Raw genomic sequence first — 13768 nt, 5'->3', positions numbered from 1 at the left:
TAAAAAGGTGTGGCAAGCCACATTAATTCGGGCGCTGACGCCCCGAACCCCGTCCAAGCTGAGCCAGCTTGCCTGCTTTTTCACTCGCCGTTAGGCAGGAAAGCAAAGTTTTGTAGAAACTTTGGCTTTCGCCATTTCAGTGTAAAGACTGGTTAAGAGCTGTCAATTCCTTATGCTCCCACGCTACGCTCGTCCGCTACCATTGACAGCAAACAGTTAGTTTTTCTGAATCTTAACAAGAATTTAGCGTCTATGTTCGTTTTTAAGGGCCTTATTTTTGGTTTTCAGCGATTTTAATGCTATTTATATACATTTATACCAAAGTCAAAATAAAAAGCCCTCAGCGACTTTTTAGAGGGCTAAATTACAAAGCCTGGGCGATTAATAATATCTTCTTGTCTTTTTTGCAAAATATAAGTGTATAAGGAATCATACAAATCCCTTTTGATCTCGTCAGGTTCATTGACAGAAGCTTCAAACAATTCTTGAATATCAACTTGCCAAGGATCAGCAAGCATTTCATCAATGGGTTTTAGTACTTTTTTTTCGTCCATCTTAATTACTCCTAACATTAAAATAATGACTTCAGTTTAGATACGCAGCTCTTACAGTTAGTTATTCAAATTTTGTTGTTAAGTTTATAAAGAATCTCTGTAAAAGACAATTAAAAAATTCGAATTGAAAATAGCGGAATCTGTAATAGTTTTTAAGTATTTAAAGCATAGCAAATTTAGTTGATTTGGACGCATATATTGAATTAAAAATGTATTCAATTCAATAACGGGAAACCTGATTTAATAGCTATCAGCAGACCGAGTGAAACGAGGTCAATGCGCACTTACACTCTTGACACCTGTCAAGAGTAGTTTGCCAAGGATTTCATCCTTGGTTTTTCCTTGTCTCAGAAGGCTAACGCCAACCATTAATTAATCACATTATGCAGGATCCAACGGCTATAAGATAAGCGAGCACTCATTGTAATTAACCATGGATGATTGACTTCGAAAATTTGAATTTCCGTTTCTAAATACAGGAGTGTTTTACCATGATTAAAGGTTAAAATTGGTGCTGGGAAATCGGGTCTGGTCGCAACCTGATGTACACTTTGACGTGAGTTCATCTCCCAACGGTCTTTTAAGTCTTCTCGTGATAAAAGTTTTGGCAACTGTTCTTTCTCAACTAACACTTGTTTTTTGAGTTGTGTCGTTAATTCTTCCTTAGCCGCATTGGGATGCCAATCATTTAAAATATCATATGCGTTATTACCTAAATCTAATTCCATGAATAGTCCTCCTAATATAGCATGGTTACAAAATAAAATATTCACCGCGGATAGTAAACTTTACTATCATCGCCATGAAATACTTCAACGCTCAGATGGTAATAATTATCATAGATACCAGCTTGATACATAGCTTGCGTGATGTTGTGTAGCATGGGCGGTTCTAAGATACGTTCACGTAGCAACCAGAAATGTTCATTATCATTTTGAATAAACACACAACACCGTTTATCTCTCACATTAAACACGCGGATTTCACGGCCGTCATCATAGCGAATAATAGCTTGTAAGGCCAAATTATCATTGGTCATGTACTCATCAAAATTAGTCATTATTCATCACCAAAATAATGATCCAGTAATAGATAACCCAGTAGGTCAGTATCCCCGGTATTATCTATGGTGGCATCAAAGGCGTCTGAAGAATAAGTCTGGCTAGCTGTATCAGGGCCTTGTTTATCGGACGCTGTAATGATGTTGTCTAATTGTGCCTTAGTGATCCTAGTCATTAAAAATACCTCCATGGTGGCGTCAAAATGAGCAAATACGGGATAATTCAGGGAGATTAGTTGGCGTTATTACCCAAAATCAATTTGATCTAACATTGTTTCGCGACTTGCTTGATCTAACCCCAGATAAGTAAGCGTCATAGCCTCACTCGAATGATTCAATAAGTGCATGACTAAACCAATATTGTAGTTTGACTGTGTATAGACGCGGTAAGCGCCTGTTTTACGCATCGTATGTGTGCCTAGATAGTTGATACCTAATAGATCACCAACGCGTGCCATCACCTTATAAAACTGCTTATCTGTTATATGTCGATCTGGATGGGAAGTTGAGGGAAATAACCAATCCGAAGTGATATTCTGTTGAACTAGCCAATCATGATATTGCAACAAGTCTTGTTGCACGGGCTTTAAATATAACGTGTTCGCTTTACCTGTCTTTTTATCATGAATAAAGGCCGTGTTTTTAACAGACCCATCGGGATTATAGACATCCGATTTCTTTAACGTCATCACATCACTCACCCGCAGTAGAGTGGCTTTGCCAACTTGAAAGATAGTGTAGTTGCGGCGACCCGCCCGAAAACTATCTAATAAGGTGTCTTGTACCATTTTTAAGACGTTGGAGTCTTTGATGGGGAGGACAATTTGTTGCACCATTAGCTACTCCTTTAAAGTTAATAATTTGATTGATGATAGCGCATCTGCTATCATATTGTTATGGAAAAATTTGAGTTTGATTATTACGATTGGGCTGAATTTGAACAGTTCTTAGATCAATTACCTGATAAAGATGCCGCTAAATTAATTGCAACCATTCAAAATATTGAAAATAATGGCCTCTTAGTGGCGGAAAGACAATTATGGGTAAAAAAGCTAGAAAATAATCTCTATGAAATTCGTTCTAAACGATCTTCAAACATTCAAAGGGCTCTTTACTTTCAAGTCAAAGGTAGTCAATACATTATTACTAACGCTTTCACGAAAAAAACGCAAAAGACACCTGAAAATGAAAAGAAAATCGCTCGGAATAGACGCAGTCAGTATTTGAATAAGGAGGAAAATCAATGAGTAAACTTGATGCATACGTTGCTGAACGTAGTAAAAAAAATCCTGAATTTGCACAAATTGTTGAGCAAGAAAATATTAATTTAGAGGTAGCAGTGAAAGTTCGTGACCTTCGTGAAAATATGGGGTTGAGCCAACGTGAATTTGCCAGTTTGATTGGTAAACCACAATCAACGATTGCACGCATTGAAAATGGTTCGATGAATGCTTCAACAAAGATACTATCCGAGATCGCCCAAGCAACAAACCAACGGTTGACCATTCAATTTAGTCCAGCATTTTAAGATCTATTATAACATTAAACAAAAAAACAGCCCCTATTATCTAGTCACTAGATAATGGGGGCTGTTTTAATAGGTGTTCAAAGGAGCGAGAAAGGGAATAATGTCAATACTTTGGAGTGGTTTTTAGATAGCCCCGCGAGGGGCCGGAGCTACCCCGAAAGTTTAATCAAAAAGAATAAACGAGGTCCAGGCAATCATCGCCCGGACCTCGTTTGTTTTCTATAATTTATTTTCGGATTCAATCATGTGAGAATCATAGTTGTCAATTTTCCACTGTAAATAATCACGGGCATCAACAATTTCTTTTACCTTTTCGTTAAGCGTATTAATTGCTTCGCCTAGAATGTCTTTACGGGCTGGAATGGTAGTCGGGTCGTCTTCGAACACGGCGCTGATGTCAAGATTATGGACAGGCTTTTTTGGCACCGAGAGGTACCGCACTCCGAAAATTTTTCAAAACCCGGATTTCAGCTTAAAACGGCGTGATTTCTGGGTGTTTTTGTAGGTGGAACAGGGCCGAGCCCTACCAGTGAGAGAAAACAGGTGGTATAGATTGTGAACCAGCCGGATTTCACAAGTTGTATCGTGCAACAAATAAGCCTTCACAAGGCGAATTTTTGAAATTCACAAGTGACGGCTTATAAACGGCGTCGTACCGGCTAGTGCCGATAACCGGCATTATGTTAAGCAGCAAGTGGTATAGCTGCCGGACGGGTCTTTGTAGATATTCTGGTGGTGTTCCACCAGTAGTCATAGCGGTGCGCTCCTGCAATAATCGCATTGATTGACCAACTTAAGCGACGTGGGTTGAAGAATTCTGATTTGAAAAATGAGTGATAGTTTTCGATGATTGTGTTGTGCTCGGGATGCCCCGGTGAGCTGAATGAGTGCATGAGGCCATAAAATGAGACGGTATCTTCGTATTCCTCACTGATGAAGTGGGAACCGTTATCTGAGTGCAAAATGATTGATGTTTCGGCGTTGAGAATCGATTTAGGAATTTGACGCATAGCTGTTTGAAGTGCTCGTTTAGTTAAATCAGATGTCATATCATAGCCAACGACGGCACCAATGACATCACCGGTAAACCAGTCTAGAACGCTGGCTTTATAGAGTTTCTGCTTATCTGGCATCACCAGGTAAGTTACATCAGTTGTGAGAACTTGGTATGGTCGTTCAATGATAATGTCTTTAACCAGATTGTCGCGTTCAACAACTGGACGGCCGCGATTTCCTTTATAAGACTGAGTGATAACAGACTTATATTCAATCTTCTGCATCAAGCGATGAACACGGTGTTCACCGGTATGTATGTCATATTGATCGGCCAATTCCTGCACCATACGCTTAATTCCGTAGGAATTATTGAACTCGTGCGCGTCAACGATTTCTTGAATTTTCTCGATTATCAGAGCGTCTTGTAAATCGTGTTCTGTGGGCGATTTTGGAGCTTTGTGCGAATAAAAAGTGCTTGAGGGCACATTCATGACCGCAAGCAACTTGGTTTGAGAATATTTCGCATTTTCAGACATATCGACGACGGCGCGCTCCGCTAAACTCATCGTCGGTTGGATTTTTTTATCTGTTCACGTGAGTATTTGTCCATTAAAGTGACTGCTTCACGCAAAATTTGGTTATCTTGTTCGAGTTCGGCAATTCTCGCTTCAAGTTCAGAGACTGTTTTCTTGGTAATTTTTTCGCCATTGTCATTCACCGCAGGTGAATACTCACGGACCCAGCGCCGAACGGCGCTTATTGAGATTTTATTTTCACGTGAAATTTGGCTTAATGTTTGTTTTTCATCCCAATGTAGGGCAGCGATAGCTGCCTTCTGTTCAGGGGAATAATAATTTCGTGTAGTCATAATAAAAAGACGCTCCTGCTGGTTTCATTTTACAGGAAATGGTTCTAAAAACCACTCCATGAAACTAGCATAAGCACCCTAACTGATTTATAAAAATATGCCTCTAAAGTTTCCAAAACTTCAGAGGCATATGAAAACGAGAATTAGTTAATATTTGAAACAGGTTATTAATTTTTGATAGGCTTAGAATTAGACCTTAACAATCGAAGCCCATTCAGAATAACAACCAATGTACTTCCTTCATGAATAATGACACTGATTGCAATATCCGTTAAGCCTAAGAAACTAACGACAACTAAAAAGGCAACAACGGCCATTGAAAAAATAACATTCTGCCAAATGACACGATTCATTTTCGTAGATATATTATGAGATTGTACCAATTTGGATAAATCGTTTTGCATTAAAACTAAATCCGATACCTCTACTGCCACATCGGTCCCATCTCCCATAGCGATTCCCACATCTGCGTTTACGAGAGCGGGGGCATCATTCACTCCGTCTCCAACCATGGTAACTACACCGTATTTTTCTTTTTGTTCGTCTATAATTCTGGATTTGTCTTCCGGCATGACATTCGCAATCACTTCATCTATTCCTAATTGTTTAGCGACTGCTTTACCCGTCATTTCTGAGTCACCAGTAATTAATGTGGTATGTATGCCTTGTTCTCTGAAATAATCAATGGTTTCTTTTGCATGCTCACTCGGAACATCCATGAGGGCAATAAGACCTATAACAGCCTCATCTACTGCTACGTATACGACCGTCTTACCTTCTGACGACCATTCATTATTTAAACGACTATATTCATCTGAAACATCGTCAAACGAAGTCGGTTTTCCTATACGATAATTTCTCCCTTTGTAATCTCCTATCAATCCTTTGCCGATCTGGTTTTCTACTTCGATAGTTAGTTTATTTTTTTGCTCAAACTTTCTTAGAATAGCATCTGCTAAAGGGTGATTGGATTCTTTTTCAAGAGCTACTACGATATCAATCATGTTTTCTTCGTTCACGGAATCAGCAAAATAGTAATTGGTTACTTCAGGTTTTCCTTTAGTCAAGGTTCCTGTCTTGTCAAATGCAATGGCTTGAGTATCGGCTAATTGAGACAGGTAAGAACTACCTTTTGAAAGGACGCCTTTTTTGGCCAAGTTAGAAGTCGTCGATAAAGTTACCGATACAGTAGCCGCTGCTAAAGCACAGGGTGAAGCTGCCACTAAAAGGACCAATCCTCTATAGATACTTTGTGACCATGTCCAGTCTAGGAGAAAAGGAGCCAATAACATGAATAACGGAATGGCAATTAAAACAACTGTAACGTATTTCGGTTCAAATTTTTGGATTATACTCGTAGCTTTTGTTTGGTTGTCTTGGTTCTGGTTTACTAACTGTAAAATTTTTGAAAATACTGTATCTTTATTTTCTTTAGTGACTTCCATTGTGAAAGTACCTGTTCCATTGATTGTACTTCCGAAAACGTCGTCTCCTTTGGACTTCTCTTTTGGGATACTTTCTCCATTAATAGATGACTCATCAATGGACGTAGAGCCTGACAAAATGACGCCATCAATGGGGACTTGATCGCCATTCAATACTTGAAGTTGATCTCCCACTTTTAATTCACTGACGTCAACATTTTTTGTACTGCCATCAGGCTGGATTAACCGGGCAGTCGTTGGATTCATTTCGAGTAATTTCGTGATTTCTCGTTTACTTCTTCCTTCTGCATAATCTTCCAAAAAATGTGCACCAGAAAAAATAAGAATCAATAATGTACCTTCCCCAAAATTCCCCATTAAAGAAGCGCCAATGGCCGCTAATCCCATCAAAATGTGAGAGTTGGGCATGAACTTTTTTTGAACTTTGGAGTTCTCGATTGTTTCTCCAAGGCCTTCAAGAATAATGACATGATATCCTGCACTGATTGTAGCGATTGAGAATAAAATATTTCGCATTAACTGATAATCTTCATTCAAAAATAAAGCGATCACCGCTAAGGCTAAACCAATAAAGTATAAAACGATTGGCATTTTTCCGTGTTCATGGTCGTGATTATGTTTTTCTTGAGATTGTTGTTCTTCGATAGTTTCCATTTTTATCACCTTCCTATATAATTCCTTTGATTTCCATTCATTTACTTATTAAATCACACAAATTCCCACTAAAAGAAGAGAAGTATTCATGTAATTTCCATTGTCTCTGACTCCTTTCAGTTGTCCCATATGTAAATCGGAATCTTTACGTTTTACATATGAATAACAAATCATATGTTTACAAAATCATATTAACTCACTGTATGAGTTTTGTCAAGACAAGATGCTTCTTATTCAAATGGACTACTATTGCTGATACAAAAGTCTTAATTTTGTCTATAAACAAAAAACTAGCATCGTTTTACTCATGTGATATTATATATATGAATGGAAAATCATGTGAGAGGAATAAGAGCATATGGATACATCAACAACTTCGCCAATCAATAAAGAGAAGATCCAATCAATAAGCAAAGAATTCAAAGTGATTAGTGACCCTACACGCTTGTCAATTCTCTTTCTTTTACAGAAAGAAGAGCTCAGTGTTGGAAACATTGTGCTTGCATTGGATATGGAACAGTCCGCGATTTCACACCAACTAAAAATATTGAATGATTCACATTTAGTGAAGGCAAGAAGAGAAGGGAAAAGCATGGTTTACAGTCTTGATGATCTTCATGTTTTCAGTACTCTCGAACAAGTCTTAACTCATATCAATGAACAAGAACAATAAAAGCTAATAAGGTATAAAACTAAATGGAGGTTTTTAAAATTTCAAAGTCAGAGAAACAAGAAAATCACTCGCACCAAAATCAACCGAATAAGAATATTAAAATTGCTTTTTTCACCAACTTTATTTTTTCCATGATTTAATTTTTCTTTGGGTCTCTTTTCAATAGTGTGTCAATTATGTCCGACGCCGTTCATGATTTAGGAGATTCCATTTCTATTGGATTCGCTTGGTTTTTCCAGGGGTACTCAGAAAAGCAGCAAGATGAACAGTTCACTTTTGGTTATAACCGCTTTTCATTATTAGGGGCGTTGATAACTGGAGTAGTACTGATCGGCGGCTCATTTTTTATGATCTACCGAAGTATCCCACGTTTGATTGATCCGCAACCGGTTAATTACAGTGGCATGTTTTGGCTTTCACTCGTGGCTATTGGATTGAATGGATATGCGGCTTGGATTCTAAGCAAAGGGTCATCTAAAAACGAAGGCATGTTGAACCTGTATATGCTAGAAGATGTATTAGGGTGGATTGGGGTCTTGGTTGTGAGTATCGTAATGAACTTTACCGAGGCTTATCGATTGGATCCAATCTTATCGATTTTGATAGCACTCTATATCCTCTATAAAACTGTACCTGAATTTTTAAGCACAATGAAAATTTTATTGAACGGTTCGCCGGAAAATGTAAACGTAGAGAACCTGGCGAGCTCCATTAACAATATTCCTGCTGTAAAGGCCCTCTCTCATTTTCACATTTGGTCACTGGACGGAGAAGAAAATGCCCTTATCGTTACGGTTCTTATAGATTCTTCCGATATAAACAAGGCTAGGGAAATCAAAGAAGAAATTGCAGAGCTTGCCCATACATCGGGTGTAAAGAATCATATCACAATAGAAATAACTACAAGTAAAGACGAACTGGAAAAAGGGTATGCTTATGGCAGTTAAAGTATTTATATATTGAAAAAAGGACTATTTTAAATCGAGTAGGAGACTAGTCAATTAATGGCTAGTCTCCTACTCGATTTATTAGTGCAAAGCACCCCTTAAATTTAATGCAAAATAAAATTACAATTTACAAACGGTATGCTGATATAATTACGGAAAATATAGTAATATCAAAGGGTTATTATGTCATTTTAGAATTAAAACAGCCCCTGTTATCTAGTGATTAGATAACAGGGGCTGTCTTAATAGTCTTTTCGAGGGGTCATTATGTAATTATAGCCCCTAAATTAAGGAATGTTTTAGTGACCACCTAGGATCATAGTTAATTCATAGCAAAACTCCTGGTATTTTACTTAGAAGTCAATAAATTAATTGGACTGCTTTATGGTGGTAAGTTATGACGTATTTTAACACCTTTAATTATAAGGCATAAAAAAAGCGACACAATTGTTAAGTTATGACGCAGTTTATATATTCATTTAGCGGACATTAACCCATTTATTAATAAAAACTGGACTTAGAATGCGTTTCTCAAACGTCGAAACATGAAAAAAAGCCTATTTCTAGGCGCTTTTTACGATTATTGTTGTAAAGTTTGTTGGGCTTTTTTAGCTCTTGGCTTTTTAAATCTGGATTATCCTTTGCACCTGAAGATGGAAAGGGGACTGCTTCTTCTGCTTATGGTGGTCTAGGCATGGCTTTAGGTAATAACGGATTTAACGTTATCGGTGCTTTGTTCCTTAGCCAGTTTCGACTAGGATTTATAGTCTTTGGTATATTCACATTTGCTGGCGTATTAATTGCAACTTTGATTGTCCATGAGCCTTCTAATTTAGATGAAACCTCAACTAAAAAGAAAGAAAAGTTTTCTTTAAAAAATGTAAAGTTAATTTTTCCTTCTTGGCAAATTGGCGCGACTACTACCTAGCTCTTATAGGAAAAATGTTTCAGGGAGTTGGAAACTTTGCAATTACAGGATACATTTTATATATAATGACCGACTTTCTTCATCGTGGTAATCAAACTCAATCTTCTATCCAACTTGTTAACATGATTATGCTTATTTTTGGCATTTTGATGGGATTAGTCGCTGGGCCACTATCTAATAAATTTAAAATACTGAAATTACCAGTAGGTCTCTCAACTATCTTATTAGCAATTGCAGGTCTCTCCCTGTTCTTCTTAAGAAATAATACTGGTATTATTCTTTACGCCTTAGCTGCCGGTTTAGGAATGGGCTTATGGAACGCACTTGATAATTTATTAAACTTAAAAGTTATCCCCGATCAAAATCGTGTTGCATTTTTCTTAGGTGTTTACAACTTAGGTAATACAATTACACAAGCTATCGCACCCGTTTTAGCCGCTGCCGTCATAAGTCTTTTTGGTTATTCTGGAATTTTTATTGTTTCATTTATTTTTTCCTTGATTGGTGGTATTTCAATGCTATCGATTAAATCATTAAAACGTTAGTAAGATATTTTTTAGCAATCCTTATTTAAAGTTAAGGATTGCTTTTTGTTCTCTTCAGTTGCAATCGCTTGCAACTCGCACCTATCCTCTGCTATGCTCGTGCCAACAATGGTAATTATTTATTCACCTAAATTTAGGATGGAGGTAATTAAATGACTGAAAGTTATCAATTTGATGTTTTGTACTTAGGCGCGGGGCATGGTGCCTTCGACGGGGCGGTTCCACTAGCTAATAGTGGTAAAAAAGTCGCCATTATCGAAGCGGACAAAATCGGGGGAACTTGTCCAAACCGTGGATGCAACGCGAAAATTACGCTGGACAACCCGGTTCAACTTTTACGCCACCAAGAACGCCTTGATGGCATTGTAAATGGTGACTTAAAGCTGGATTGGACTGCCAATGTAGAACATGAACACGAAGTCATCGACGGCTTGCCGGACATGATTACTGGTTTACTCGACTCTGTTGACATCGAAATTATTCACGGTTGTGGAAAATTTGTTGATGCTCACACCATCGAAGTGGATCAACAGCGCTACACCGCTGACAAAATCGTGATTGCAACGGGGCTACGTCCCCACCATCTAGATGTTATGGGCTCAGAACTTACGCATGACAGTACCGATTTTATGAACCTCAAACAGCTTCCTGAAAATATCGTAATTATTGGCGCGGGCTATATCGGCATGGAATTTGCCACGATTGCCAATGCTGCCGGCGCGAACGTCACTGTACTTTTACGCCATAATCGGGCGTTGCGCAAATTTAATCAAGATTACGTAAAACAAGTCATTGCCGACCTCGAAAAACGAGGGGTGAAGTTCATTTACAACGCTCAGGTGGATCGTTTTGAGGAAGACGGTTCTCATTTTACCGTGTCTTATAACGATCACGAAACCCTCACCACCGACTGGATTTTGGATGCTACCGGACGAATTCCTAACATCGAAAACATCGGATTAGACGAAGTAGGCGTTAGTTACAATGCTAACGGGATCGAAGTTAACGATCATCTTCAAACTAACATTGATAACATCTATGCTTCTGGTGATGTGCTTGATAAAGAACAGCCTAAGCTCACCCCGACTGCGATCTTTGAATCTAGTTATTTAACCCAACTTTTCACAGGAAAGACTACTGACGCAATCAACTATCCGCCCATCCCAACCATTGTCTTTACCTCACCACAAATCGCACAGGTTGGTATGAGCGTCGAAGAAGCTCAGCAAAATCCTGATTACACCATTAAAACTAATCATCTTCCTGACGGATGGTTCCGCCAAGTTGATAAGGAAACAATTGGTGATAACACCTTGATTTACGATCAAGACCATCATCTTGTAGGAGCAGCTGAAGTTAGTGAACATGCTGCCGATGCAATTAACGTTTTATTACCAGCAATTGAGTTTCAATATACAGCTGAACAACTAGGCCGCATCGTACCTCTCTTCCCTACTTTGGGAGCGGACGTCTGGTCACAGATTTAAAAAAACGCTGAGCCTCTTTTAAGGAGACTCGGCGTTTTTTATTATTTAGTAAATTCAGCAATTGCATCATCAATATGTTGCCGTACTACCTCAACATGATCCATTTCATCATCTTCTACATGTGGTAAAGGATTACGTGCTCGTCCTACACTTACCCCACGTTTAGCTAAGATTAACTTCATCACATCATATAAATTACCTTTAAATGATGTCAATTTAACTGAATCATCTATTTTCGCCATAGTCCCCACCATTTTCTTGGTTTTTCTTGTTCTTCTATCCTTTTTTGAACTTTGATTTGTTCCTGCAAATTTTCCAACTTCTCTTTAAGAGCGTTCACTTCATCTTTATATTGATTGTCTAAGTGTTTGAATTCTGTTTCCTGTGAGGGCATTTTGAGAACTTTTAATCTGTCGTTTTCTGCTTTGTATTCTTCGAGCAGTTGTTTGTCCTGTAAGGCCAATCTTTGTTGCTGATCTAGTAACTTATGTAACTCTTTCTTTTCAGATTGAATTTCTGATACTAAATTTCGAAGGAATTTCACTTCATCTTGTCCATCAACCGCATCTTTTTTGTTGTCGTCAACATCATCTTTTTGTTGACGGTATCTTGTTGACGAATTGTTTGAGAACATTGCTTTAATAGCTTTTTGCCCATCAACATCAACGTAAACAGTATTACCTTTTGTTGATGTAAATTGACGTAAATCGATTGACGCATCTCTTTTTATCTTTTGCCATATAGCCTGCTTTGAAACGCCCAATTCATCAGCAAGTTCTCTAATTGTTTTAGGCATTATTTCCAAACCCCTTTCGGAGTTCAGCAAGTGCTTCTTGTCTTGCTTGATCTCTTATTTTTTTATCGTGCTCGGCCTGTTTATCAGCCAACGCTTGTTTCTCAGTAGAGCCTAAAGTTAACCCCTTAACCTTGTCAATGGCGCGCCATTTTTCCTGTTCTGTTAATTCACCATTATGCTGAATGTTAAAGAGTTTTTGACGTTCATCTTGAAATTGACCTTGTGAGAAGTCGTTAGCGTCTTTCTTTTCAGGCTTCCAAGTAAAAGAATACCCAATTACTGGTTTCCCGCGGCCTTTACCATATTTCTTTCGAACAGTTAGGCCTCTAAAAAGAGGGGTTAATTCTTCTCTGATTGGTTTAAGAACGTATCTATCAACGTCTCCCGGCTTTTTCCAATAACTTTTAGGAATATCAAGTAACTCAAAAAAATCTTCTTTTGATAAAAAAGCATAACCGGTTGTTCTGAAACCTTTTAACAATCTAAAAGCGGTTTTAGCATAACTGCTTCGAAGATCTCTAAATTCCGCTAAAGCATATCTAACCCACGTGTCTAAATTATTAAGAAGTGGCAAAGCATCTTTATATACTTCAATGTCTATATAAGGAGAATCAGCTTCACCAACAATTCTGAATTTAGTAAACATAACAAACATTTCTCTATTTAATCCAGATTTACTACGTCTTCCAAAATGAAGCCCCATTAGTTTTTCATAAGTTCTTTGAATATCATCTTCAAAGCGATTATTTGCAGTTGGTTTATAGTTGCTCAAGTCTTTAAGTTGTTCAAAAGAAAATCTAACTGTTTGATCCCCTTTATCACGCATACGAGAAATAATTGAAAAAAATAGATTCATTTCAATAGGGGTGAATTTACGTAAGGGAATAGTATTAAGTTCTGGATCATATTTTATAAGTTCATTGCTCATAATTACACCTCCACAACTATTATATAAAATCAACGATTGTTTATCAACGATCACTATTAAAAACCTCGTTGATAAACAGACAAAACCTCGTTGATAAACAGACAAAACCTCGTTGATAAACAGACAAAACCTCGTTGATAAACAGACAAAACCTCGTTGATAAACTTCTGTGAGCCTTGGGAGAGTAAGGCTCAAGAGGGGTCTAAAAGAGGTTTAAAAGAGGTTTATAAAAGAGGTATAAAAGAGGCACCGCTGTACAAGATCAAAATCTAAAACAAAAATACAAAGGAGTGAGCCAAAAACCGGCTCACATTAAACTCCAGTCGCTATGTTCCTTGCGCCTCACTTCGTTCGTTGCC

At 37.9% G+C, this 13768-nt stretch carries 18 protein-coding genes and 1 pseudogene; 7 read left to right on the top strand and 12 right to left on the bottom strand.

The features are described 5' to 3' along the window. Positions 1 to 359: 359 nt before the first annotated feature. The 5 genes from LP667_RS16640 to LP667_RS16625 all read right to left on the bottom strand — a co-directional run bounded on the left by LP667_RS16640 (position 360) and on the right by LP667_RS16625 (position 2450). Complete coding sequence (locus LP667_RS16640) at positions 360 to 572, bottom strand: hypothetical protein (protein WP_056988595.1); 213 nt, start codon at positions 570 to 572, stop codon at positions 360 to 362. 350 nt (positions 573 to 922) lie between these two features. Continuing rightward, entirely contained in the window at positions 923 to 1282 is a 360-nt protein-coding gene (locus tag LP667_RS16635; RefSeq protein WP_056988596.1) for a hypothetical protein, read from the bottom strand. Positions 1283 to 1323: 41 nt separating this feature from the next. Further along, complete coding sequence (locus tag LP667_RS16630; RefSeq protein WP_056988597.1) at positions 1324 to 1614, bottom strand: hypothetical protein; 291 nt, start codon at positions 1612 to 1614, stop codon at positions 1324 to 1326. Continuing rightward, the gene (locus LP667_RS16860; RefSeq protein ID WP_162985044.1) at positions 1614 to 1790 is read right to left on the bottom strand and encodes a hypothetical protein; all 177 of its coding nucleotides are present in this window, start codon (positions 1788 to 1790) and stop codon (positions 1614 to 1616) included. The genes LP667_RS16630 and LP667_RS16860 overlap by 1 nt, the downstream gene beginning before the upstream one ends. Before the next feature lie 69 nt (positions 1791 to 1859). After that, positions 1860 to 2450: a site-specific integrase gene (locus LP667_RS16625; RefSeq protein WP_004912641.1), complete on the bottom strand. Its 591-nt coding sequence runs from the start codon at positions 2448 to 2450 to the stop codon at positions 1860 to 1862. Between the two features lie 60 nt (positions 2451 to 2510). Here LP667_RS16625 and LP667_RS16620 point away from each other — a divergent pair, with 60 nt between their 5' ends. Both LP667_RS16620 and LP667_RS16615 read left to right on the top strand, forming a co-directional pair. Beyond that, the gene (locus LP667_RS16620) at positions 2511 to 2861 is read left to right on the top strand and encodes a type II toxin-antitoxin system RelE/ParE family toxin (RefSeq protein WP_004912644.1); all 351 of its coding nucleotides are present in this window, start codon (positions 2511 to 2513) and stop codon (positions 2859 to 2861) included. Beyond that, positions 2858 to 3142: a helix-turn-helix domain-containing protein gene (locus LP667_RS16615; RefSeq protein ID WP_056988598.1), complete on the top strand. Its 285-nt coding sequence runs from the start codon at positions 2858 to 2860 to the stop codon at positions 3140 to 3142. The genes LP667_RS16620 and LP667_RS16615 overlap by 4 nt, the downstream gene beginning before the upstream one ends. A 219-nt stretch (positions 3143 to 3361) precedes the next feature. On the opposite strand, the gene LP667_RS16610 is transcribed toward LP667_RS16615, so the two are convergent. The 4 genes from LP667_RS16610 to LP667_RS16595 form a co-directional block, all read right to left on the bottom strand. Then, positions 3362 to 3568 carry a MerR family transcriptional regulator gene (locus tag LP667_RS16610; protein ID WP_010004772.1) on the bottom strand — a complete coding sequence of 69 codons (207 nt, stop codon included), beginning with the start codon at positions 3566 to 3568 and terminating at the stop codon, positions 3362 to 3364. A gap of 257 nt (positions 3569 to 3825) precedes the next feature. Next, the gene (locus tag LP667_RS16605; protein WP_055307687.1) at positions 3826 to 4704 is read right to left on the bottom strand and encodes an IS3 family transposase; all 879 of its coding nucleotides are present in this window, start codon (positions 4702 to 4704) and stop codon (positions 3826 to 3828) included. Beyond that, positions 4701 to 5006, bottom strand: a complete 306-nt coding sequence (locus LP667_RS16600; protein ID WP_002827637.1) for a transposase — start codon at positions 5004 to 5006, stop codon at positions 4701 to 4703. Before LP667_RS16600 ends, LP667_RS16605 begins: the two co-directional genes overlap by 4 nt. A gap of 167 nt (positions 5007 to 5173) precedes the next feature. Further along, positions 5174 to 7105: a heavy metal translocating P-type ATPase gene (locus LP667_RS16595; RefSeq protein WP_056988599.1), complete on the bottom strand. Its 1932-nt coding sequence runs from the start codon at positions 7103 to 7105 to the stop codon at positions 5174 to 5176. Between the two features lie 358 nt (positions 7106 to 7463). Here LP667_RS16595 and LP667_RS16590 point away from each other — a divergent pair, with 358 nt between their 5' ends. The 5 genes and pseudogenes from LP667_RS16590 to LP667_RS16570 all read left to right on the top strand — a co-directional run bounded on the left by LP667_RS16590 (position 7464) and on the right by LP667_RS16570 (position 11685). Further along, positions 7464 to 7778, top strand: coding sequence for an ArsR/SmtB family transcription factor (locus LP667_RS16590; RefSeq protein ID WP_056988600.1), 315 nt, complete (start codon positions 7464 to 7466; stop codon positions 7776 to 7778). A 152-nt stretch (positions 7779 to 7930) separates the two neighbouring features. Beyond that, positions 7931 to 8725 (top strand): annotated as a pseudogene (locus LP667_RS16585) (cation diffusion facilitator family transporter); the annotation flags it as partial. Positions 8726 to 9320: 595 nt separating this feature from the next. Then, on the top strand, positions 9321 to 9653 hold the full coding sequence (locus LP667_RS16580) for a hypothetical protein (protein WP_225416436.1): 333 nt from the start codon (positions 9321 to 9323) through the stop codon (positions 9651 to 9653). Next, the gene (locus LP667_RS16575) at positions 9626 to 10198 is read left to right on the top strand and encodes an MFS transporter (RefSeq protein WP_225416435.1); all 573 of its coding nucleotides are present in this window, start codon (positions 9626 to 9628) and stop codon (positions 10196 to 10198) included. Before LP667_RS16580 ends, LP667_RS16575 begins: the two co-directional genes overlap by 28 nt. A gap of 152 nt (positions 10199 to 10350) precedes the next feature. Continuing rightward, complete coding sequence (locus LP667_RS16570; protein WP_056988601.1) at positions 10351 to 11685, top strand: dihydrolipoyl dehydrogenase family protein; 1335 nt, start codon at positions 10351 to 10353, stop codon at positions 11683 to 11685. 41 nt (positions 11686 to 11726) lie between these two features. Here LP667_RS16570 and LP667_RS16565 read toward each other — a convergent pair whose 3' ends face one another. The 3 genes from LP667_RS16565 to LP667_RS16555 are packed head-to-tail and all read right to left on the bottom strand — an operon-like array spanning position 11727 to position 13409. Beyond that, positions 11727 to 11927, bottom strand: a complete 201-nt coding sequence (locus LP667_RS16565) for a hypothetical protein (protein ID WP_020090466.1) — start codon at positions 11925 to 11927, stop codon at positions 11727 to 11729. Beyond that, positions 11915 to 12481, bottom strand: coding sequence for a helix-turn-helix domain-containing protein (locus LP667_RS16560; protein ID WP_014271904.1), 567 nt, complete (start codon positions 12479 to 12481; stop codon positions 11915 to 11917). The genes LP667_RS16565 and LP667_RS16560 overlap by 13 nt, the downstream gene beginning before the upstream one ends. Then, complete coding sequence (locus LP667_RS16555) at positions 12474 to 13409, bottom strand: replication initiation protein (protein WP_017260793.1); 936 nt, start codon at positions 13407 to 13409, stop codon at positions 12474 to 12476. Before LP667_RS16555 ends, LP667_RS16560 begins: the two co-directional genes overlap by 8 nt. Between the last annotated feature and the right edge of the window lie 359 nt (positions 13410 to 13768).

The sequence above is a fragment of the Lactiplantibacillus paraplantarum genome (genome assembly GCF_003641145.1).
GTDB classification, from domain to species: Bacteria; Bacillota; Bacilli; order Lactobacillales; family Lactobacillaceae; genus Lactiplantibacillus; species Lactiplantibacillus paraplantarum.
The sequence above is the reverse complement of the archived record's forward strand: the minus strand, read 5'-3'. Positions and strand labels throughout refer to the sequence as shown.

Excerpts from the sequence above, each read along its gene's own strand:
- LP667_RS16640 (WP_056988595.1), bottom strand. The coding sequence starts at position 572 with ATGTTAGGAGTAATTAAGATGGACGAAAAAAAAGTACTAAAACCCATT.
- LP667_RS16635 (WP_056988596.1), bottom strand. The coding sequence starts at position 1,282 with ATGGAATTAGATTTAGGTAATAACGCATATGATATTTTAAATGATTGG.
- LP667_RS16630 (WP_056988597.1), bottom strand. The coding sequence starts at position 1,614 with ATGACTAATTTTGATGAGTACATGACCAATGATAATTTGGCCTTACAA.
- LP667_RS16860 (WP_162985044.1), bottom strand. The coding sequence starts at position 1,790 with ATGACTAGGATCACTAAGGCACAATTAGACAACATCATTACAGCGTCC.
- LP667_RS16625 (WP_004912641.1), bottom strand. The coding sequence starts at position 2,450 with ATGGTGCAACAAATTGTCCTCCCCATCAAAGACTCCAACGTCTTAAAA.
- LP667_RS16620 (WP_004912644.1), top strand. The coding sequence starts at position 2,511 with ATGGAAAAATTTGAGTTTGATTATTACGATTGGGCTGAATTTGAACAG.
- LP667_RS16615 (WP_056988598.1), top strand. The coding sequence starts at position 2,858 with ATGAGTAAACTTGATGCATACGTTGCTGAACGTAGTAAAAAAAATCCT.
- LP667_RS16605 (WP_055307687.1), bottom strand. The coding sequence starts at position 4,704 with ATGAGTTTAGCGGAGCGCGCCGTCGTCGATATGTCTGAAAATGCGAAA.
- LP667_RS16600 (WP_002827637.1), bottom strand. The coding sequence starts at position 5,006 with ATGACTACACGAAATTATTATTCCCCTGAACAGAAGGCAGCTATCGCT.
- LP667_RS16595 (WP_056988599.1), bottom strand. The coding sequence starts at position 7,105 with ATGGAAACTATCGAAGAACAACAATCTCAAGAAAAACATAATCACGAC.
- LP667_RS16590 (WP_056988600.1), top strand. The coding sequence starts at position 7,464 with ATGGATACATCAACAACTTCGCCAATCAATAAAGAGAAGATCCAATCA.
- LP667_RS16570 (WP_056988601.1), top strand. The coding sequence starts at position 10,351 with ATGACTGAAAGTTATCAATTTGATGTTTTGTACTTAGGCGCGGGGCAT.
- LP667_RS16565 (WP_020090466.1), bottom strand. The coding sequence starts at position 11,927 with ATGGCGAAAATAGATGATTCAGTTAAATTGACATCATTTAAAGGTAAT.
- LP667_RS16560 (WP_014271904.1), bottom strand. The coding sequence starts at position 12,481 with ATGCCTAAAACAATTAGAGAACTTGCTGATGAATTGGGCGTTTCAAAG.
- LP667_RS16555 (WP_017260793.1), bottom strand. The coding sequence starts at position 13,409 with ATGAGCAATGAACTTATAAAATATGATCCAGAACTTAATACTATTCCC.